Annotated in this window: 17 protein-coding genes; 3 read left to right on the top strand and 14 right to left on the bottom strand. The window is 34.1% G+C overall.

What is annotated here, in order from left to right:
* Positions 1-251 precede the first annotated feature (251 nt).
* The gene (gcvP, locus tag CJF12_RS02185) at positions 252-3,110 is read right to left on the bottom strand and encodes an aminomethyl-transferring glycine dehydrogenase (RefSeq protein ID WP_034684023.1); all 2,859 of its coding nucleotides are present in this window, start codon (positions 3,108-3,110) and stop codon (positions 252-254) included.
* A 547-nt stretch (positions 3,111-3,657) separates the two neighbouring features.
* On the opposite strand from gcvP, the gene CJF12_RS02180 reads away from it, so the two are divergent.
* Positions 3,658-4,854: a DcaP family trimeric outer membrane transporter gene (locus CJF12_RS02180; RefSeq protein WP_034684020.1), complete on the top strand. Its 1,197-nt coding sequence runs from the start codon at positions 3,658-3,660 to the stop codon at positions 4,852-4,854.
* Between the two features lie 570 nt (positions 4,855-5,424).
* Here CJF12_RS02180 and CJF12_RS02175 read toward each other — a convergent pair.
* From CJF12_RS02175 to CJF12_RS02150, 6 genes are all read right to left on the bottom strand, one after another.
* Entirely contained in the window at positions 5,425-6,603 is a 1,179-nt protein-coding gene (locus tag CJF12_RS02175) for a DcaP family trimeric outer membrane transporter (RefSeq protein WP_034684018.1), read from the bottom strand.
* A 713-nt stretch (positions 6,604-7,316) separates the two neighbouring features.
* Positions 7,317-7,961, bottom strand: a complete 645-nt coding sequence (locus CJF12_RS02170; protein ID WP_034684017.1) for a J domain-containing protein — start codon at positions 7,959-7,961, stop codon at positions 7,317-7,319.
* 341 nt (positions 7,962-8,302) lie between these two features.
* The gene (locus tag CJF12_RS02165) at positions 8,303-8,560 is read right to left on the bottom strand and encodes a hypothetical protein (protein ID WP_034684016.1); all 258 of its coding nucleotides are present in this window, start codon (positions 8,558-8,560) and stop codon (positions 8,303-8,305) included.
* 91 nt (positions 8,561-8,651) lie between these two features.
* The gene (locus tag CJF12_RS02160) at positions 8,652-8,993 is read right to left on the bottom strand and encodes a hypothetical protein (protein ID WP_034684014.1); all 342 of its coding nucleotides are present in this window, start codon (positions 8,991-8,993) and stop codon (positions 8,652-8,654) included.
* Positions 8,994-9,012: 19 nt separating this feature from the next.
* Positions 9,013-9,567: an RNA polymerase sigma factor gene (locus CJF12_RS02155; protein ID WP_228379087.1), complete on the bottom strand. Its 555-nt coding sequence runs from the start codon at positions 9,565-9,567 to the stop codon at positions 9,013-9,015.
* Between the two features lie 391 nt (positions 9,568-9,958).
* Complete coding sequence (locus tag CJF12_RS02150) at positions 9,959-11,959, bottom strand: S9 family peptidase (RefSeq protein ID WP_034684010.1); 2,001 nt, start codon at positions 11,957-11,959, stop codon at positions 9,959-9,961.
* Positions 11,960-12,130: 171 nt separating this feature from the next.
* Between CJF12_RS02150 and CJF12_RS02145 the strand changes: the two genes are divergently transcribed.
* Both CJF12_RS02145 and CJF12_RS02140 read left to right on the top strand, forming a co-directional pair.
* On the top strand, positions 12,131-13,456 hold the full coding sequence (locus CJF12_RS02145; protein ID WP_165569116.1) for a sensor histidine kinase: 1,326 nt from the start codon (positions 12,131-12,133) through the stop codon (positions 13,454-13,456).
* Entirely contained in the window at positions 13,449-14,132 is a 684-nt protein-coding gene (locus CJF12_RS02140; protein ID WP_034684007.1) for a response regulator transcription factor, read from the top strand. The genes CJF12_RS02145 and CJF12_RS02140 overlap by 8 nt, the downstream gene beginning before the upstream one ends.
* A 279-nt stretch (positions 14,133-14,411) precedes the next feature.
* Here CJF12_RS02140 and CJF12_RS02135 read toward each other — a convergent pair whose 3' ends face one another.
* The 7 genes from CJF12_RS02135 to CJF12_RS02105 form a co-directional block, all read right to left on the bottom strand.
* Positions 14,412-16,415, bottom strand: a complete 2,004-nt coding sequence (locus CJF12_RS02135) for a S9 family peptidase (protein WP_034684005.1) — start codon at positions 16,413-16,415, stop codon at positions 14,412-14,414.
* Positions 16,416-16,564: 149 nt separating this feature from the next.
* A complete protein-coding gene (locus tag CJF12_RS02130; RefSeq protein WP_034684003.1) occupies positions 16,565-17,023 on the bottom strand; it encodes a DoxX family protein in 459 nt (152 codons plus the stop codon).
* 124 nt (positions 17,024-17,147) lie between these two features.
* A complete protein-coding gene (locus CJF12_RS02125) occupies positions 17,148-17,588 on the bottom strand; it encodes an SRPBCC family protein (RefSeq protein WP_034683999.1) in 441 nt (146 codons plus the stop codon).
* 135 nt (positions 17,589-17,723) lie between these two features.
* Complete coding sequence (locus tag CJF12_RS02120; RefSeq protein WP_034683997.1) at positions 17,724-18,152, bottom strand: SRPBCC family protein; 429 nt, start codon at positions 18,150-18,152, stop codon at positions 17,724-17,726.
* Between the two features lie 156 nt (positions 18,153-18,308).
* Entirely contained in the window at positions 18,309-19,142 is an 834-nt protein-coding gene (locus tag CJF12_RS02115; RefSeq protein WP_034683996.1) for an SDR family oxidoreductase, read from the bottom strand.
* Between the two features lie 47 nt (positions 19,143-19,189).
* On the bottom strand, positions 19,190-20,044 hold the full coding sequence (locus CJF12_RS02110; RefSeq protein ID WP_034683995.1) for a VOC family protein: 855 nt from the start codon (positions 20,042-20,044) through the stop codon (positions 19,190-19,192).
* A 36-nt stretch (positions 20,045-20,080) separates the two neighbouring features.
* Positions 20,081-20,938 (bottom strand): VOC family protein, encoded by an 858-nt coding sequence (locus tag CJF12_RS02105; RefSeq protein ID WP_034683994.1) that lies wholly within the window; start codon positions 20,936-20,938, stop codon positions 20,081-20,083.
* Positions 20,939-20,994: the final 56 nt, after the last annotated feature.

Here is a 20,994-nt window from a genome sequence, read left to right as displayed (position 1 = left end):
CATAAATTACTCCAGTTTTGTTTATTAATAGCAACAGTTTTGTTAATTTCTTGCGATAAACAAAATAACAACTCACAAGGTAATGAAAGTCAAACTGCAATTGAAATCACTTCTATTGTCACCTTTATCATCATGGCAGTTGCACTTCTCATAGCATACCGGTCTAAAAGAAGGCCTTAGAAAACATATAAACAAATACCCACTCCTTTTGGAGTGGGTATTTTATTTATTGCTGATAGGAAAAATTCCTATTACATATATGATTCAATCGGTGCACAAGTACATATCAGATTTCGATCTCCGAAAGCTTCATCCACTCTGGAAACAGAAGCAAAGAATTTGTGATCTCGCACCCAATCTAATGGATAAGCAGCTTTTTCTCTGCTGTATGGTTTATCCCAAGAATCAGAAATTACCACCTGCTCAGTATGCGGGGCATTTTTCAATACATTGTTTGCCGTATCAGCTTTACCTTCAGAAATTTCATCAATTTCACTTTTGATAGCAATTAATGCTTCTGCAAAACGATCTATCTCCACTTTACTTTCAGACTCTGTAGGCTCAATCATTAATGTTCCCGCAACAGGGAAAGAAACCGTAGGAGCATGGAAACCATAGTCCATTAATCTCTTCGCTATATCAGCCACTTCAATTCCTAATGATTTGAACTGACGGAAATCTACGATACATTCGTGAGCTACTTTCCCATTTTTATTAGAGTATAAAATAGGGAAATGTTCAGCAAGGATTTCTTTTAAGTAGTTAGCATTTAAGATCGCATGTTCAGTTGCTTTCTTCAATCCTGCAGTCCCTAGCATTTTAACATAAGCATAAGAGATATTCAGGATTAATCCGGATCCGTAAGGAGCCGCTGAAATACCTTCAATTGCTTCTTTAGAACCTATTTTAATATTCGCATTGGTTGGCAAGAACGGAACCAGGTGTTTAGCTACACAAATAGGACCTACTCCAGGGCCTCCTCCTCCATGAGGAATCGCGAATGTTTTATGAAGATTTAAGTGACAAACGTCAGCTCCGATATTTCCGGGACTTGTGAATCCTACCTGAGCATTCATGTTAGCACCATCCATATATACCTGTCCTCCGTGTTCGTGGATCAGTTGAGTAATTTCTTTAATGTTTTCATCAAAGAATCCATACGTAGACGGATAAGTAATCATTACCGCAGATAAGTTCTCTGAATGCTGTTCTGTTTTAGCTTTTAGATCTTCGAAATCGATTTCTCCGCTTTCAAGATTTTTAACAACAACAATTTTCATTCCTGCCATCGCTGCAGATGCAGGGTTTGTTCCGTGCGCAGACTGAGGAATCAATACCACATTTCTGTGAGCTTCACCTCTTGATTTATGATACTCTCTGATAACCATTAGTCCTGCATATTCTCCTTGCGCTCCGGAATTCGGCTGCAATGAAGTTCCTGCAAACCCAGTAATTTCAGAAAGATCTTTTTCAAGCTCTGCAATCATTTCCTGATATCCCGCTGCCTGATCTATCGGCACAAACGGATGCACAGTTCCCCACTCTCCCCATGAAAGAGGAAGCATTTGCGTTGCTGCGTTAAGCTTCATCGTACAAGAACCTAAAGAAATCATAGAGTGAGTCAATGATAAATCTTTTCTTTCCAGACGCTTGATATAACGCATCAATTCTGTTTCCGTATGGTATTTGTTGAATACTTCTTCTTTAAGAATCTCGTCTTTTCTCAATAATTCCTCAGGAATACTGTATCCTTCTTTTAATTCTAATTTGAAAGCTTGCTTGTCGATAAACTGAGCAAATGAAACCATCAGCTCATTCAGCTTATCCAAAGATGTACTTTCATTGATCGCGATACTTACAAATCCTTCCGTAAAATAATTCAAATTGATTTTATGATCTTGCATCATTCTCATCAATCTTCCTTTTTCATCTTCATTCATTGCAATTTTTACAGTATCAAAAACAGGTTCTTCAACTGTATTGTATCCTAAAGCCTTTAGACCGTTTTTCAAAGCATTCGCTTTAAAGTGAATCTGATCAGCGATATAATTCAATCCTTTAGGACCGTGGTAAACTGCATACATACCAGCCATTACTGCTAAAAGTACCTGAGCTGTACATATATTAGATGTTGCTCTTTCTCTTTTGATATGCTGTTCTCTTGTCTGTAAAGCCATTCTTAATGCACGCTTTCCGTACACATCCACAGAAACTCCAATGATTCTTCCCGGAATATCTCTTTTATAATCTTCCTTACAAGAGAAAAATGCTGCATGAGGACCTCCATACCCCATTGGGATACCAAATCTTTGTGAAGTACCTACAGCACAGTCAGCTCCCATAGATGCAGGAGATTTAAGCTTAACCAGAGCCATTGGATCACAAGCAACTACTACCTGTAAATCAAGCTTTTTATATTCTATAATGTTTTCTGTATAATCCAGAACAACCCCATTCTTCCCAGGATACTGTAATAAAACACCATAATATGTTTCATCAAACTGATGCGTAGCATGATCCCCGATCACAATTTCAATTTCCAGCCCTTCAGCTTTTGTTTTCAATACAGAAACCGTCTGAGGCAAAACCAATTCAGAAACAAAGAATTTATTAGCATTGTTTTTCTTCTGATCTTTAGTTCTGTTATTAAAGAACATATGCATCGCTTCAGCAGCTGCAGTAGATTCATCCAGCAAAGATGCGTTCGCTAATGCAAATCCCGTAAGATCACAAACGACAGTCTGATAGTTGAGTAATGCTTCTAACCTTCCCTGAGCAATTTCTGCTTGGTAAGGAGTATAAGCAGTATACCAGCTTGGGTTTTCAAAGATATTTCTTTGAATTGCCGATGGCAAAAGCGTATTGTGGTATCCAAATCCGATGTAATTCGTAAAATCAGCATTTTTGGATGCCAATTCTTTTGAGTGACGAAGCATTTCATATTCTGAAAGGGGCTCTGAAATATCAAGGTCTTTTTCTAAACGGATTGTTGATGGGATTGTTTGAGAAATCAACTCTTCAATACTTGAAACGCCGACTCTTTCCAACATCGCCTGTTTATCGGCTTCATTAATGGAAATGTGACGGTTCACAAACTGTTCTGTATTCATTTTTTTTATTAGATTTTGTTTGTAAAAAAGATGTGTAAAATTACATTTTTTTAAGGTATTGTACAATAGTCCGAAATTATTGACAAATCCTAATAATCATGTGCTTATATTAGGTATAAGTTGGAAAAATCATGAAAAAAAGCAAAAAATATAAATCATAGATATTAGAAGTAATTTTAGATTTTAATTCTAACAAAAACAGTAAACAATTAAATATATAATACAATTTTAAATTAAAAATTTAATTTATAACATATAAATCTATTTTATTTAAAAAAAATCAACTTTACCTATCAGTAAATAATTTTGTAGTTTCATCCGGAATTTAAAATATTGACAGTCAATATAATTAAAATATATACTGTTTATAAAAATTTGATTTACTGCAATCATAGTATAAACATAAATTCACGAATATTTTTTATTAAAACACTGCCAAATAAAAAATAATATTTTATAAAATAAATTACATAACCCTAAAAACTAAAAAACTTTTTTTTCAAATGCACATGAAAGTATAAATACAGCATATCAAGAAACACAAAAAATGACGAAAAAAAAACACAAGGGGCTTATGGCTTCATTTATTATTGTATCCTTATTCAATACAAAAATTTCAGCTCAAATAAATCTTATCAATAAACAGACGACCTCATCATCAGAAACTTCAAATGACACATGGTCTGCTTATATAAAAGGATTTATACAAACCGACGTCATGTTGGACTTTCAGGAGATGTCATTTAAAGACGGATACGCCACATCTTCCATAGCCATTCCTCAAAATAATTCTTTAGGCAGCAATTTTAGTATAAAGCAGTCCCAAATAGCAGTCGGGATAAAACAAACCAACTCCGAAGGAAAATCAGATATGTCTGCTTATGTGGAGATTGATTTTCTAGGACCCAACGGAACTACGGTTCCAAGATTCAGACAAGGTTACTTACAATGGAAGAAATTATTGATTGGGCAAGCCTGGAGTAATTTTTCCGATTTCGATATTTTCCCCAATATTGTTGATTTTGTCGGTCCTAACGGAACCATGTTTATACGAACTGTTCAGATTCGGTACACAACACCACTTTCCCAAAAAGGAACTCTTTCGTTATCTTTAGAAGATCCGAATATTACCAGTATTTTACTTCCTACCACCAATAGCAACTGGACGAAGAAATCTACGATCCCGATAGCCACAGCCTTGTACAGATATGGTAATACTAAAGATTATCTTAAACTCGGCGCTATGCTAAAACCAATAGGTTATACCATCAAAAATGAAACCCAGCAAAAAGATAGTCCCCATACGATCTTTGGATATGGAGGAATGATTTCAGGAAGATTATATAGAAACAAACTCAGTAATTTCAGATTTCAAACTTCGTATGGAAAAGGATATGCAACCTACAATGCTATTTTGATCGGAGAAAAATATGATGCCGTACCGGATTTAGAAAATAACCGATTGGAAACACTCAGCCTTTTTAATATTCTTGGAATTTACGAGCATTGGTGGACTCCCAAATGGAGTTCAGTAGTGTATTACAGCTACTCTCAACTAGGGAAAAATCCGTTAGTGCCGCTAAATATGGTTCAAAAATTTCAAAATGCAGGGATCAACCTGATTTATCAACCTGTTAAAAATTTAAGGATTGGTGCTGAAGGCACTTATGGAAACCTGAAAAACTTCGGTCAGCAAAGTGCAAATGCTTTCAGACTTCAGTTCTCATCTTCATTATCTTTTTAAGCATTCCATTGATATTTTTAACACCTAATTTATAAAACAGGTAAAAAATTAAAGTAAAACACCTTCATCAATCGTATGATTATCAGCATTTAAATTTTATGAAAATTTATTAATTATATTTATTCTAAATTAATATATTTGCATCATGAATATGATTACCCCTTTTAAAGTACCTCCTTTAACACCTGTATATTCATTCAATAATGAAGATATGTTTTGCGAAAAAAAGTCTTGCTGCAAAAAATTTAAGAAAGGAAAAAGATGTAAAAAGTGTCCAGGAAGAAAAAAGATGGCTTAATTAGTTTTTAATTAAATACTCTTCTCCCTTACCTTATTTAGCCAGTTTTAAAGTTGGCAAAAGTTATTATTCTTATATATGTAAATAGGAATCTATTTTCGGGCTTTAGCAGCTCTCTGACTATAAAAGATAATTTCGCATTTTACTATAGATCTTTGATCTTTTATACCCTTATTAGGCGCTATAACAATCTAACCATACAAAAATGGATAACCAAATTTTGAGTTATCCATTTTTTTTACACTTAAAATCTTTTGTCTCCTCCGTATAAATCAGAAGTAAAATGTAGAAGCAAACTGAAGCCTGACACCATTGGTTCTCTCCTTGTCAAAGTTGCTCATTTGTCCATAGTTGCCTTCCACCCCAATTCGCACTTTCTCATAAGGATAATAAATAAAATTAACCCCTATATTTTGAAATTTTTGGACCATTTTTCCTGGTATAAAATCTCCCTTACCGAACCTGGAATAACTGTAATAAGCAGTCGAACTCAACTTCGCAGCCCACCAATGTTCATATACTCCATAAATATTAAAAAGTTTCATCGCCTGTAATCGATTACGGTCTAAATTCGGAATAGCATCATATCTCGCTTCATTTAAAACCGTATTATGTGTAGCATATCCTCTTCCATACGAAGACTGAAAGATAAAATTATTTTTTTCTTTACTGTATACCTTTCCTGAAACCATTCCCGCAAACCCTAAAGTAGTTTTAATAGCAGATTTTTGTTGAAGTTCATCATTAACTTCATGCCTTATAGGTGATAAAAGTCCTCCAACTTTAATATAATTATTTTCATTAGTATACTTATATAAAGCAGTAAATGATGGGAGATTGTGCTTCTTTTTCCATCTACGATCATTCGGAAGCAAAGCACTAATTACATTAGGATCCTCAATTGAGAGTGATAATTCTGATTTAGCAGAAAGAGGCGTCGTATATCGGATCTGGAGAACCTGCAAAAAAAGCATGGCATTAGGCCCTACAAAATCTAAAATAGCAGGAAATGCATCGAAATCAGTAAAGTTACTCCAGGCCTGCCCAATCAATAGTTTTTTCCATTGTACATATCCTTGTCTTAGTCTTGGTCTGGTTGTATTATACGGACCAAAAAAATCGATTTCCACGTAGGCTGACAAGTCTGAATTACCTTCTGAGTCAGTTCGTTTTACCCCCAATCCTATTTGTGATTGATTAATACTGAATTTACCATCAACAGAATTATTTTGAGGAATTTCTATAAATGGAGCCATAAATCCGTCTTTATATCCATTTTTTTGAAAATCTACCATGACGTCAGCCTGTATGAAGCCCTCAATATAGGCACTCCATTTATTATCCGTTTTTTTATTGGTGTAAGCTGCCACTTCTACTTGCGCGTAGGCATTTATATTATACAAGAACATCAGTATAAATGAAGCAATCAGCTTCTTATATATATTTTTCATCGTGTCGTGTTTAATTCATAATATTAACCCTGGCAGTATAAACCGCAGTCTCAAGATTATTATTACTAGAAGTTTTGAAAGTGATTCTGAGAAATTCAGAAGCAATGTAAGAGACTTATAAAGTCTAATTAAGAATGAAAGAATGGAACATATCCGAAAGTTTCGCTCAAATTATGAGAAAAATGAGAATACTTTTGAAGATGTTATTTTTATAGAGTTCATCTACAAAAATTTGGTCCTGCTATGCAACACACACATAAATCTGTTTTTGCATCAAGTGCAACTACAAATCCATTTACAAGAGATAAGCTTTTTTTAATCTTATTCATCATTTGTGTGTTTTAATGATAGTTTTATTTTTTAGCAGTATTTCTTTTAATAGTAGAAGAATTTATTCTAATAAATCCTATTTATTATTAAAAAGATTCAATTATTTTCTGAGGCAAAATTACTCCGCTATTATTCGGATTTCCATTTTTTTTTACTGAACCACCTAAAACAAACCTCAAAAAAGAAAAAACAAAGATTGAAATGAAATTTCCAGAGTATCAAAAAGACATCCATTTTAGATTATTAATGCTATTAAAGCCCATATAACAACAAAGCATGAACAGGCCAATAAACATTAAAATCTTCATTTACTTGTTTATATTTCACGAAGATGACATTCGTAATATGTTCAATGGTAGAATTATATAGTGTAGAGTAGACTTTTAGAAGCTTTTGATTAAAAAATAAAGTGCTGCGGCTAAAATCATTAGTGCTACAATTATTTTTATAATCTTAGGTTGCCCTTTCGGGTTGGCTATAGTCCTTGGCTGGGATTTAAATAAATCTTCCACATTAGTTCTGAATTTTTCAGAATCATTCTCAAAAACCTCTGTAATGGTTATTCCCTGAACTATGGTTTTATGCAATAATGAATTGGTAACATGAAGTAAAAGCTGGAATTTACCATCTTTAAACTCTGTAATTTTAAAGACTCTTTCTCCGTAAGCTTTTTCCAATCCAAAAGGAAGGACTTTTACAATATCGGCATTACTCGTCTGCCAGTTAATAATGATCTCTTCTCCTTTTTTTGCGTGAATTTTATTTGCCGTAAACGTTTTAATGGCCGGTGGCACATTATATCTGAAGCTTTTTTGGTGACTTTCCAGATTCTGATCGTAAGATTTCCTTCTTCCGGAATCACTTAAGGTTTCGTAAGCTTCCTGTATCTCACGAAAACGTTCTGCAAAGAAATCATCATTATCATTTTTATCAGGATGATATTTCAATGATAATTTTCGATACGCTTTTTTGATGTCTTCTTCTGAAGCATCCTCAGAAACACCGAGAAAGTAGTAGTAATCTTTCATGTAGAATACTACAAAAATATGAATTTATTTTTCTAAATACATTGAAGTTAGCTACGATTTTTGTCATGATCCATTGAACAATTGTTTATCATCTGAAACAAATTCTTCAAAATATTTAATAAATATTATTGCTTTAATGCTCATTGAACAGGTATTTAAAACTATGAAGATCTGTATCATCTTATTATAAACCTCATAAGTTTTAAAAGCCTATAAGCTCTCAGAAAAGCTGAATATGACAGTCGATTTCTCAATCTCTAACTTCTATTAAATAAAAATTCCGGTGCGGGAAGCTTGGCTTCCCACACCGGAATTTAACAATATCAATTAAGTTATAATGATTAAGCTTCGCAAGCTTTATCTTTTTTGCAACATCTTGAAGCAAATTCTTTTTTAAATTTTCCTTTTAATTCTTCATATTGCTCATCATTCATTTCTCTGATTTTATCTGCAAGACCAAAAGGAGATTTTTCTTTAATTCCGTATTCTTCGAAAACACCTTTTATAAATCTTTTTCTTTGTGCTGCTTTTTTAGCGATTAATGCTACACCTACAACGGCTAGTGCACCTAATGCACCTTTTAATGCTGAATTTTTCATTTTTTCAAAATTTTAAATTTTACTACTTCTTGTTTTTTATATAGACGGATGAATTTCAATTTTACTTTACTACTTCTTTAAAAAATTTAAATTATCCGTTATTTCTATTGTGTCTTCCAAAGAACCCGCTTTCACATTTATTCCTCCAAACCTCTTTGAATTTCTCTCTTTCTTCAGGAGATAGTTGCTGCATTCTTTGTCTCATTTTTCTCTCTTTAAAGTCTCGCATCCCTTTTCCGAAATGAAAGCCTCCAAATAAAATTTTACTTAATACCAATACTCCCATTGCCTGCCAGTAGGTAATTGATTTCACTCCTAAAATTTCAGGAAGAAGGCAATTCCAGAGTGTCATTACAATCCATGTAACGGCCAGGAAAATCAATGGTGGACATAGAATTAAAAAAATCCAACCTTTTTTGTGTTTATGATTCATAATATCTTCTTTCTAATTTCTAACTATTTAAATCTTCGTATAGCTTTCTCAGTCTGTTTCTCAAATGCTTTACTGCATAATTTTTTCGACTGATGATGGTTTTTATATTTTCGCCTTGTTCGTCGGCAATTTCCTGGAGGGTTTTGTCGTTCAGTTCGTTTTCCATATAAACCAGTCGTTGTTTTTCGGGAAGTTCTTCCAGGGCTTCAAATAGCTTTTTCCAAATTTCATCCTGAAACATTTTGACTTCCGGTCCCGCACTTTCATCCATCAATAAAATATCTTTGATAGAGAAATCTCCATCTTCGTCTTCATACACGAAGTCTTCAAGATTTTCCGTCTTCTTTTTACGATACCGGTCCGTGATCTTATTGGCTGTTACACGATACAGCCATCCTCCTACATTCACAATCTCAGAAAGATTGGTAATACTACTGAACTGATACCACACTTCCTGCAGAATGTCTTCTGCGTCTTCCGTATTTTTCACTTTCGGCCGAATGAAAGACATCAGTTTTCCTCCGTACTTTGAAACGGTTTGTGAGATGATACTTTCTTTCTCTTTCTGTGGCATTGTTATTTTTTCGACAACCTCCATACTAACAAGACGGTTATCTATTTTGTTTTACTTTAATAAATTTAAAATATTTTTCTTAGAATTCAATTTTTCTTTTATCCATCAGTATTTTATTCATCAAATTATCAGCAATTTATCTATTTATTATTTTTTCAGAAGCCTTTTCCCGCTATCCGCTCATACTCCTCATGCCCCACTATCCCACACTCTTACCCTCCGACTCTCCCACTCATACTCCGGGGTAACCGCTGCTATCGGGGCTAGGGGTGATCAATAATAATTGATGAATAATGAATGATAATGTATCATGATTTTGTCTGAGATGATAAAAAAGAAACGGAAAGTAAGAACTCCCCGTTTCTGAAAATATAAAAAAATAATTAGTTTACTACTTATTAAAATTCTGAGCAAAAAAACCTAACATATATTTATAGAGCTCAATTTTATTTTGTTCTTTTCCAAACCCATGTCCTTCATCATATTTTACCATATAGGGGGTTTCAAAACCTTTTGCACGCATAGCTTTCACCATCTGATCGGATTCATTGATATTTACCCTTGGATCATTAGCTCCCTGTACTACAAATAATGGCTTTTTAATTTTATCAATCTGATAGACAGGTGAAACCTCTTTAGCGATCTCAGCCTGCTGGGGATCATCCAGATTATACCAGATCTGTTTCACCTGTTCTTTTAACGGCTTCCAATATTCAGGAAATGAATCGAAGAATGTAAATATATTAGATACTCCTACATAATCTACCCCACATTGATATAAATCAGGAGTCTTGATCAATCCCATCAGTGTAGCGTAACCTCCGTGGCTTCCTCCATAAATGGCAATTTTATCTTTATCTACCCATCCTTGTTCAATGGCATATTTTACTCCGTCTTCTATATCATCCATCACCTTTCTTCCGATTTCATTATATCCCGATATTTGATATTCCTTTCCATAGCCTCCGGATATTCTGAAATTCACCTGAAGGGTAGCATATCCCCTGCTTGCAAAAAGCTGTGTTTCCGAATTGAATCTCCAGCTGTCTCTGACTCCCTGCGGACCTCCGTGGGGATTTACAATTAAAGGAACTTTTTTCCCTTGCAGAGCAGCTTTAGGCAATGTAATATATCCATAAATGGTCTTTCCGTCTCTGCTTTTGAATTCAATAGGTCTCATCTCTGCCATATCTTCTTCCTGTAGCTGTGGTTTGAGATTATAAAGGAATTTCAGCTTCTTTATTTTTGTATCATACTCATAATAAATTCCATACAGCTTATCACTTGTGACAAATACCAGCAATTTATCATCATTGTCATCAGAGGAGGCAATCCCGAATTCTTTGTTCCCCACCTGAGCCTTCAGCTGGTCATCGATTTCTTTATAAAATTTACTCACCGGAACAGTTTCTTCTTTAACTCCTTCATAGCTGATGAAGTCCAGCTCATAGTTTCTGTTTTTACCGGCTGTGCTTATGGAGGTTACATCGTATACAGGGTTTGAATATACTTTTCTGATCACTGCATTTTTCTTAAGATCATAGAGTACAATTCTTTTTTTATCACTATCCATATTCGTTACTACATAAGCTTCATCCTTATTTTTAGAATTTTCATTAAATTCAATAATACTGAACTTGTCTTTCCAATCTACAGATTTAATAAGATTAAATTTACTTGTCTGCAAGTCTTTATAATATGTTTTTTTTATTAATCCATTTTCAAGAATTACATACCCTCTTAGGTTACCGTCTTTATCAAAAATATAGTTATCAATAGGATTTTTGGTATCTTTATTTTCAAACAACTGAACCATTTCTCCCGTTTTATAATTGATTTTGAAAGGTTCATAAATTTGTTTATTATTTTTATTCATCGTAACGATAACAAAATCTGTATCTTTTAATATTTGAACACCTTCAATTCTAGTTCCTTCAAATGGGGTAAGATCTTTAGTATTACCGCCATCTATGTCTGTAGCATAAAGATGAACATTTTCATTTCCACCCTTATCCTGTGTATAGAATAGACGTTTGCTGTTGAGCCAACCATAACTCCCAATCAAATCATCTTTTTCGATGATGGCTTTGGTAATTTTTCCTGAACTCAGATCTTTGATATAAACGTGGTTCTTTTTGTCCTGATCTTTTTCTTTATAGGAAAGATATTTCCCATTAGGAGAGATTTTAAATGCCGAAGCTTTTGGTTTTTCAAAGTAGTCTTCCACTTTATATTTGAAATCTCCTTTATCAAAAGAAATAAGTTTCTCAAGATTCTCTCTGGAAGAAGGAAGTGTAGTGTCACCAGGTAATTTTGTGTGTTTTTGGGCATTGATTATAATTGCAGATAGCATGGCTTGAGCAATAACTAATAGTTTTAATTTTAAATTCATCCTTTACATTTTTTAGTATTAAACAATTCTTTATGGTTCAAATTCAATACTGCAAATTTCCTCCAAAGACATTCAGATATGGGTTATCAAACTGTTACATAGTGTTAAATAGTGTTATCAAGTTATTTTTATATCCTATAATATGCTAATTTCGATATGTTATATCATCTTATGAATAAAATATCTACCCATTTTGGAAAATTACTTTTTGTTCTGACCATATTTGTTGTTCTTGTTTTTCAGGGATACTGGATTTACATTAGCTTTCAAAACAAAAAAGAGGAAATCTTAGAACGTACCAGATCTGAAATGATTCAGCTATTAGTTAATAATATGCTTAATGAGCCTATTCTCAAACAAAAATTGAGTAAGAAGAACAAATCAAACAAAAAAGAAAAGATAGAAGTCTTTATTAGTGAGCCTACAAAAACGATGGTCAATGAAAGCTTTAAACAGCAAAACACTGCTTTTTACAGAGATGAAAAACTGGATGTTCTTCTATATATTTCCATGAAAAGCACTTTAAAAAAAATGCTGAATAAGGATGCTGAAATCACCATATTATATGAGGGAAAAAAGATCAAAAGAATTTATCCGAAGAATGCAAAAACTGAGGATAAAAATACAACAGCTCACGTTAATTCATTGCTGGGACTCAACACTACCTACCGTATTCATATTGAAAACATGAAAAGTCTGGTAATCAGCGAAATAAAAGAAACAATTATATTTTCTGTATTGTATGTTTTACTTTTCCTGGTGACCATTTTTATCCTTTTTAAAAGTCTTATTTTTAATCAGAAACTATTGAAAAATAAAGAAATCTTCACACGCAACATGACTCATGAGCTCAAAATCCCAATTTCTACCATTCTCATTGCTGCAGAAGGTCTTGAAAAACATGACATTATAAACCAACCCGAAAACGCAAAAAAATATGCTGGAATGATACAGAGAGCGGGCAGGCAGCTATCCCAACTTGTAGAATCTATTCTCCAGCACGCAAGATCCGATCATAATACTGAAAAACTTCTGCTAACAAGTATAAATCTTGCCCATTTACTGGAAGATGTGAAAGAAAATTTATCCGGCATTATTCACAAAAAGGAAGCTAAAATCAGCATTACTAATATAGATCAGAATATTCATGTAAAAGGAAATTACGAACAGCTTACACAGGTATTTTCAAATTTAATAGACAATTCACTTAAGTACTCGGCAAACAGTCCACTGGTTTTGATCTCTGCTGAAAAGACGGGAAATAATGTTTTGATTAGAATAAAAGATAATGGTTTGGGAATTCCGGAGAAATATACTGAAGATATTTTTTCTCCTTATTTTAGAATTGTCAATGATGATACGCATGATATCAAAGGTTTTGGTCTGGGCTTAAGTTTTGTAAGAAAATCTCTGATGAATCAAGGGGCAAGCATAAAGATTATAAGACAGAAAACCGAAGGTACAACAATGGAAATTAAAATTGCTACAGATGAATAAACCAAGAATATTATATTTAGAAGACGATCCAGACCTAGGTGAAATTACTACTGATATGCTCACAAGAATGAATTTTTCTATAAAGTGGGTAAACAATGGAACCGAGGGTCTTGAGGCAATTATGAATGAAAAGTTTGATATCATTATTGCTGATATCATGATGCCTCAGCTTGACGGTTATAGTTTTCTTAAGCAGATAAGAGACATGGACAACCATACTCCTCTGATTCTTATTTCCGCGCGGGTTTTAACAGAAGATGTTCTTAAGGGATTTTCTCTGGGTGCGGATGATTATATGAGAAAACCTTTCAGTATAGAAGAGCTTAGTGCTAGGATACACAGAATTCTTAAGCGTTTTTTCTCTGAGAAAAAATCTACAAATAATATTAGTGTAGGAAGTTATGAGTATAATCACAGTACTTACAAACTGACTTATAAGAATAAGGAAGTTATGCTTTCGCCAAGATCCGGGGAAATTCTTTATCGTCTGGCTACAAATAAAGATGGTTTTTTGCCACGGAAAGAGACACTGCTGGAATTGTGGGGGGATGATCATTTTTTCAATGGCAGAAGCCTGGATGTCTTTATATCAAAACTTCGGAAATACCTTTCTGAAGATCCGAGAATTAGTATTATCAATATAAGAGCTACCGGCTATCGCTTAATAGTAAGCTGAAATAAAAACTGCTGCCAGGAAATCCTTAGCAGCAGAGTGAATGTTATCTTTTATAAATACGTATTTCCTTAGCTTTAAAATCTATAATTGTTATATGACTTTTTAAAAATTCGTATCCTAATAAACCATCAAGCTGCAATTTATACCCCTTATTGATAGCATCAAATGTATTATTCTCGAAAATAAAATTTAATTTATTATAACTAACATCTCCTTATCATAAAATAAAAAAAGGAAGACCGATGTCTTCCTTTTTCATTTTATGTATTTAGCTTGAATCTATTTACTGAAGTTTTTAGCAAAAAAGCCTAACATATATTTGTACAGTTCCAGTCTATTCGGCTCTTTTCCAAACCCATGTCCTTCATCGTATTTTACCATATAAGGAGTTTCAAATCCTTTAGCTCTCATTGCTTTTACAATCTGATCAGATTCATTAATATTTACTCTCGGATCATTGGCGCCCTGCACTACAAAAAGTGGCTTTTTGATTTTATCAATCTGGTAAACAGGAGAAACCTCTTTCGCAATCTTAGCATCTTCAGGATTATCAAGATCATACCATATCTGCTTCATCATTTCTTTATAAGGCTTCCAATATTCCGGAAATGAATCAAAAAATGTAAAAATGTTGGAAACCCCTACATAGTCTACGCCACAAGTATACAGATCCGGAGTTTTGATCAATCCCATTAAAGTGGCATATCCTCCATGGCTTCCTCCATAAATGGCAATTTTATCCTTATCTACCCATCCTTGCTGTATAGCGTATTTCACTCCATTTTCCACATCGTCCATTGCTTTTCTCCCGATCTGCTTATAACCAGCTTTCTGGAATTCCTTACCATAACCTCCGGAAATTCTAAAATTCACCTGTAAAGTAGCATATCCTCTGCTGGCAAACAATTGTGTTTCAGGATTGAAGCCCCAATCATCTCTGATTCCCTGAGGCCCTCCATGGGGATTAACAATCAGAGGAACTTTTTTACCTTCTAAAGCGGCTTTTGGCAAAGTAATATACCCGTGGATCGTCAAGCCATCTCTGCTTTTAAATTCTATCGGTCTCATTTCCGCCATATCTTCCTGCTTCAATTGAGGCATAAGATCATAAAGCAGTTTTGTTTTCTTCGTTTTGGTATCATATTCATAATAAGTACCATAAAGCTTGTCACTATCTACAATAACCAACAGCTTATCATTCTGATCGTCTGAAGAAACAATCGCAAATTGCTGATCTCCGAACTCAGACTTCAACTGTGCATCAACTTCCTTATAAAAGGCACTTACAGGAACTGTTTCATTTTTATCTCCGGTATAGCTGATGTAATCCAGTTCATAGTTTCTGTTTTTACCTGCAAGACTGATAGAACTCACATCAAATACCGGATTTGAATATACTTCTTTGATGACCTTATTTTGCTTAAGATCATATAAAAGTATTTTGGCTTTATCACTATCCAGATTAGAAACAACATAAGCATCATCCTTATCTGCGGAATGATCATTAAATCCAATGATACTGAATGTATCGGACCAATCTGTTTTTTTAACAAGATTGAACTGACCTGTTGCTAAATCCTTATAGTAAGTATGGGTTGTCAATCCATTCACAAGAACCGTATAGCCTCTTAAATTCCCGTCCTTATCAAAAATATATTCATCGATAGGATTTTTAGAATCTTTATTCTCATACAGCTGAACCATTTCTCCGGTGACAAAATTAATTTTGTATGGTTCAAAGATCTGTCTGTTATTTTTATTCATCGTAACGACTACAAAATCTGTATCCTTTATAAGCCTTACAGAGCCTAGTGTTACACCTTCAAATGGAGTAAGATCCTTAGAATTACTTCCATCGGTATCTGTAGCATATAAATGAAGGTTTTCATTACCACCTTTATCCTGAGTAAAAAACAACCTTGTTTTATTCAGCCATCCATAGCTTTTGATAAGATCTTCTTTCTCCTCGATAGCTTTCGTGATTTTTCCTGTTTTCAGATCTTTTACATAAACATGATTCTTTTTATCTTTATCCTTTTCTTTATAAGAAAGAAACTTTCCGTCAGGAGAAATTTTAAATTGTGATGCGTTAGGCCTCGCAAAATAATCTTCTACTCTGTATTTAAAATTACCCTTGTCATAGGAAATTAGTTTTTCAAGGCTTGCTTTATCAGAGGGTAATGTAACATCTCCCGGTAGCTTGGTAGTAGTGTTTTGTGCATTCATCATAATCGTATACAATACAACCTTAGTGGTTATTAGAAGTTTAATATTAAAGTTCATAATTCATGTTTTGGTAAGAGGTTAATAGATAGTGTTTTTCTATTAGACGCTTTTACATCTTCAAATGTTACATTTTTATCTCATAAATGTGAAAAAAAAGAACGAAAAGCTAATGCCCTCCGTTCTTTTTTTATCTATAATTCTCTTTTTTATTGCAAATAAATACCAAAATACCAAGTCCATACAATTAAAATAATTTGCATAGGAATTCTTTCTTTGTATAAATAATTCATCCCCGGACCTGTATAATCTCCTTTGAAAAGATTGACCCGTTTTTTAGAGGAATTAATGTTGGCTACAAATACCAGAATATAAAAAACAATCAGTAAAGTAGCTGTTATCTCGCGAATCGAGGGAATCATCAGCCCGATTCCGGCTGCAATTTCAATAATTCCGGTCAGATATACCCAAAACATTTTAGCTGGGATAAAATCGGGAATCATCATAACCATTCCTTTCTGAAATTTAAAATGAGCAAATCCTGTAAAAATGATAAAGGCGGCCATGCCCAGATTTCCAGAAAATAAAAAGTTCCACTCTCCCTGGAACAATTTTGTTCCCAATAAAGCCAGAATAAACGTAGCGAAAAGAATTGTTAATAGTTTCATATTGTATGTGATATTTCGCAAATCTGCTAATCCAGCAAATGATTGAATTGAGTTTAATGCTAAAAGTATAATAAAAATAAGCGTTCTCAGCTTAATTTACAGGAGAAAGCTATTTGATTCATAGCTAATTTCTTTCAGCAAGTTCTTTAACGACCTTAAGACCTTCTGTAAAACCTTTATTCATATCTTCTTCCCAGTTTTTTTCAACTTGAACTTCTGCATGCAGTTTTGTCTTTCCGTTAAGGTCAATAAGAAAATATTTTTCGAAAGCGCCGCTCCATTCCATCACCTCCTTGCTTTGTGTATCTTCCACTCCATCCTTGACCATTCCAAGATGTTTAAATACAATCTGATTGGGCTCATCCAAACTATCAATCGTAGAAACCATTCCTTCATTATTCGAATTCAAAAAATAGGTTTTTCCCCCTACTTTCCAATCTGATTTCATCTGAGACCCTGCACCAAAGAACCTGGTCCATTCAGAGTAATTTGCCGGGGTCCAGAGAGCATTCCATACTTTTTGTAAAGGGGCATCGATTATTATTTCGTATGATAATGTTTCCATAATCTATTAATTTTGTGGTTTAATGAAAATATAAATAATGATTGACCTATTAAGTAAGTCTTCGTTACATTGCCAATTAATCTATTCCATTTTCAATCTCTTAACTATTTAGAATTTTAATTCTTTAACATTTAGTTAGAGCTGATTTTCTGAAAGGTTTTTTACAATTCCCAAAGCTTTTGGAAATTTATCTTCAAAGAAGTCTTTAAACTCATCGGGAGTCTGTATTTTACATTTCAGAACCGTTCCGTCTTCTCTTTCTTCGAGAACATAGGATTCTGTTGCATCTCCCCACTCTTGTGGTGCTTCAACACCATCGTAAATTTCTCCTAAATGGAGAAATCTCATTTCCTTATTGGGAATATTTTTTTCGACACGGCTGTACATGCCATTGTTATTGGGATCTAAAAACTTGACAATACTTCCTTCCTCAAGATCTCCCTGATAAAAAGAGCCCGCTGTAAAAGCTGTTGTCCATTGTTGATACGTCATTTCACCCCAAAGGACAGTCCATACCTTTTCGGGACGTGCATTTATTTCGATTGTGTATGATAATGCTTCCATGTTTTTACTTTTTATATTTTTTAAGGTTGAATATTAAAGATAGTAAGCTATTTTTATTCTGAACCATTAAAAGCATTAGAATATATAATTTTAACTTATCCGGATATATATGTTAAAAAAATCTTCAAAACTTTTCTATCATTCTGGATTATCCGTTTATCCTCCAACAAAATCACCTCCATTGATATGAATGATTTCTCCGGTAATGAAACTCGAGTCTTCCGAAGCCAAAAAAACATAAGCAGGTGCTACTTCTGACGGCTGACCGGCTCGTTTTAAAGGGTTATCTTTTCCAAAAGTGGAAAGGTCATCAAATGTTTCTTTGACAAGCGGAGTCCAGATAGGTCCGGGGGCTACTCCATTGACAAGAATTTTTTTCTCTGCAAGATTGGTCGCCAACGAACGTATAAAGGTAGCAATAGCTCCTTTCGTAGAAGAATAATCAATTAAGTGATCACTTCCCCTGTAAGCGGTAACAGAAGTTGTACAAATAATACGGCTGCCGCTTTTCATCAGTGATAGAAAATCTCTTGTAAGAGCAATCATCGAAATAATATTGACATTGAAAGTTTCCCTGATCTGCTCATCGGAAATTTTCTCAATATCATTTTTGGGAAATTGTATTCCTGCATTATTAACAAGAATGTCCAGGTTCTTCCATTCTTTTTTTATCCTGTTGATGCAACGGTCCCGAAATGCCTTTTTAGAGACATCTCCTTTAAGCAATATACATTCCCGTCCTTCTTTTTCCACCAGCTTCAAGGTTTCTTTAGCATCTTTGTCGCTTTCTTTATAAATAATAGCGACATCTGCTCCCTCTCTTGCATAATGAACGGCAACAGCTTGCCCTATTCCACTATCTCCTCCTGAAATAACTGCCTTCTTATTGGCAAGTTTCTTACTTCCTGAATAATTCTTTCTGATAATTTCTGGAAACAGTCCTTCTTCAGGCACTTTTGATTTAAACTTTGACTTGTTCTGTGTTTTCATAAGCAAATCTTTTTCTAAATAACATCAAACAACAAGCCGAAATAACTTTAAGAATAATAAGCCTCTTCTATATCTTTGATAATAATTTTCTTCATCTTCATCATAGCCTGCATGGCTTTCTGGGCTTTGTCCTGATCCGGATCATTAACTAACTCAATGAGTCTTTTCGGGGCAATCTGCCAGCTGAATCCATATCGATCTTTCAGCCATCCGCACACACTTTCTTCTCCACCTCCGGAAATAAGGGTATCCCAAAAATAATCCGTTTCTTTCTGATCATTGGTCATTACCACCATCGATATTCCCTCATTAAAATAAAATTGATGATCATAAGAAGAATCCATACATGACATATGATATCCACTAATGTTAAATGAAGCATGTTGTACATTTTCAGGAGTCTCCTGATCTCCACCGCCATCTTTATATTTTAAAACGTTTTCAATTTTTGAATCGGGAAAGGTTTGTGTATAAAACTCCATCGCTTCCATCGCCTTCCCATTATTATGATGTACAAACATCATTGTAGGTACTACTCTCTGCCCGTCGGGTTTCTCACCCAAAATAATTTGCCAGCTGAATCCATACCGGTCACTCACCCAGCCATATTTTTTACTCCAGGGATAAGAACCAAGATCCATCAAGGCTTTCCCTCCTTCCATTAACTGATCCCAGTAATTTTGAACTTCATCTTCGGTATCACAAATGACCATCAAGGAAACTGATGGATTTTTCTCAACCTCAGGGCCGTTTAAAAGCATTAGTTTTTGCCCGGATACATCAATCTCAGTTACGAAAGGGGTTTCTGTAAGAATTTTTGCATTAAAAACTTTACAATAAAAATCAGCTGCTTCTTTAGCCTCTTTATTATACAAGAGACATGGGAAAATTGTTGTATTCATTGTTTTAATTTTAAGGGGTTAACAAAATATATTGGATTAAGAAGAATAAGCTTCTTCCAGATCTTTAATTATAATCTTCTGCATTTTCATCATGGCCTGTACTACTTTCTGGGCTTTTTCCGGGACTGAATCATTCATAAGCTGAATCAATCTTTTAGGAACAATCTGCCAGCTCATTCCAAAGCGATCTTTCAACCAGCCACACATACTTTCTCTGCCTCCGTTGGAGATAAGTGTATTCCAGAGATAATCTGTTTGCTCTTGATCATTAGTCATAACGACCATAGAAATGCCTTCATTAAAATCAAACTGGTGATCATAAGAATTATCCATGCAGAATAAAACATACCCGTCAATGATAAAATGGGCATGCTGTATATTTTCAGGAACCTCGTGGGGCTCACCACCATCTTTATATTTCAGGATATTTCCGATTTTTGAATCAGGAAAGGTTTGTGTATAGAACTCCATCGCCTCCATCGCTTTTCCATTATTCTGATGGATAAACATCAGTGTGGGTATTATCTTTTGATCTTCTTGTTTTTCTCCTAAAAATAACTGCCAGGTAACGCCATATTGATCTCGAACCCAGCCATATTTTTTACTCCAGGGATAGGAATCAAGAGGCATCAGAGCCATTCCACCAACCATTAATTTATTCCAATAATCCTGAACTTCATCTTCGGTTTCACAAATAACCATGAATGAAACTGAAGCATTCTTTTTAAATTGAGGTCCACCGTTAAGCAGCATTAGTTTTTGACCAAAAAGATCTATATTCATTACAACCGGAGTATCAGCCGTAATAGTCCCATTAAAAACGTTGCAGTAAAACTCCGCAGCCTGTTTTGCATCTTCATCACACCATAAACATGGGAAAATATCATTATTCATTATTTTATATTTTAGAGGATGATTCGTAATAGTTATATATCCTCAGTACAAGTGAA

The organism is Chryseobacterium piperi, assembly GCF_002285635.2.
Classification (GTDB): Bacteria; Bacteroidota; Bacteroidia; order Flavobacteriales; family Weeksellaceae; genus Chryseobacterium; species Chryseobacterium piperi.
The sequence above is the reverse complement of the archived record's forward strand: the minus strand, read 5'-3'. Positions and strand labels throughout refer to the sequence as shown.

What these genes read in the sequence shown, in the direction of transcription:
- gcvP (WP_034684023.1), bottom strand. Translation starts at nt 3,110, where the DNA reads ATGAATACAGAACAGTTTGTGAACCGTCACATTTCCATTAATGAAGCC.
- CJF12_RS02180 (WP_034684020.1), top strand. Translation starts at nt 3,658, where the DNA reads ATGACGAAAAAAAAACACAAGGGGCTTATGGCTTCATTTATTATTGTA.
- CJF12_RS02175 (WP_034684018.1), bottom strand. Translation starts at nt 6,603, where the DNA reads ATGAAAAATATATATAAGAAGCTGATTGCTTCATTTATACTGATGTTC.
- CJF12_RS02170 (WP_034684017.1), bottom strand. Translation starts at nt 7,961, where the DNA reads ATGAAAGATTACTACTACTTTCTCGGTGTTTCTGAGGATGCTTCAGAA.
- CJF12_RS02165 (WP_034684016.1), bottom strand. Translation starts at nt 8,560, where the DNA reads ATGAAAAATTCAGCATTAAAAGGTGCATTAGGTGCACTAGCCGTTGTA.
- CJF12_RS02160 (WP_034684014.1), bottom strand. Translation starts at nt 8,993, where the DNA reads ATGAATCATAAACACAAAAAAGGTTGGATTTTTTTAATTCTATGTCCA.
- CJF12_RS02155 (WP_228379087.1), bottom strand. Translation starts at nt 9,567, where the DNA reads ATGCCACAGAAAGAGAAAGAAAGTATCATCTCACAAACCGTTTCAAAG.
- CJF12_RS02150 (WP_034684010.1), bottom strand. Translation starts at nt 11,959, where the DNA reads ATGAATTTAAAATTAAAACTATTAGTTATTGCTCAAGCCATGCTATCT.
- CJF12_RS02145 (WP_165569116.1), top strand. Translation starts at nt 12,131, where the DNA reads ATGAATAAAATATCTACCCATTTTGGAAAATTACTTTTTGTTCTGACC.
- CJF12_RS02140 (WP_034684007.1), top strand. Translation starts at nt 13,449, where the DNA reads ATGAATAAACCAAGAATATTATATTTAGAAGACGATCCAGACCTAGGT.
- CJF12_RS02135 (WP_034684005.1), bottom strand. Translation starts at nt 16,415, where the DNA reads ATGAACTTTAATATTAAACTTCTAATAACCACTAAGGTTGTATTGTAT.
- CJF12_RS02130 (WP_034684003.1), bottom strand. Translation starts at nt 17,023, where the DNA reads ATGAAACTATTAACAATTCTTTTCGCTACGTTTATTCTGGCTTTATTG.
- CJF12_RS02125 (WP_034683999.1), bottom strand. Translation starts at nt 17,588, where the DNA reads ATGGAAACATTATCATACGAAATAATAATCGATGCCCCTTTACAAAAA.
- CJF12_RS02120 (WP_034683997.1), bottom strand. Translation starts at nt 18,152, where the DNA reads ATGGAAGCATTATCATACACAATCGAAATAAATGCACGTCCCGAAAAG.
- CJF12_RS02115 (WP_034683996.1), bottom strand. Translation starts at nt 19,142, where the DNA reads ATGAAAACACAGAACAAGTCAAAGTTTAAATCAAAAGTGCCTGAAGAA.
- CJF12_RS02110 (WP_034683995.1), bottom strand. Translation starts at nt 20,044, where the DNA reads ATGAATACAACAATTTTCCCATGTCTCTTGTATAATAAAGAGGCTAAA.
- CJF12_RS02105 (WP_034683994.1), bottom strand. Translation starts at nt 20,938, where the DNA reads ATGAATAATGATATTTTCCCATGTTTATGGTGTGATGAAGATGCAAAA.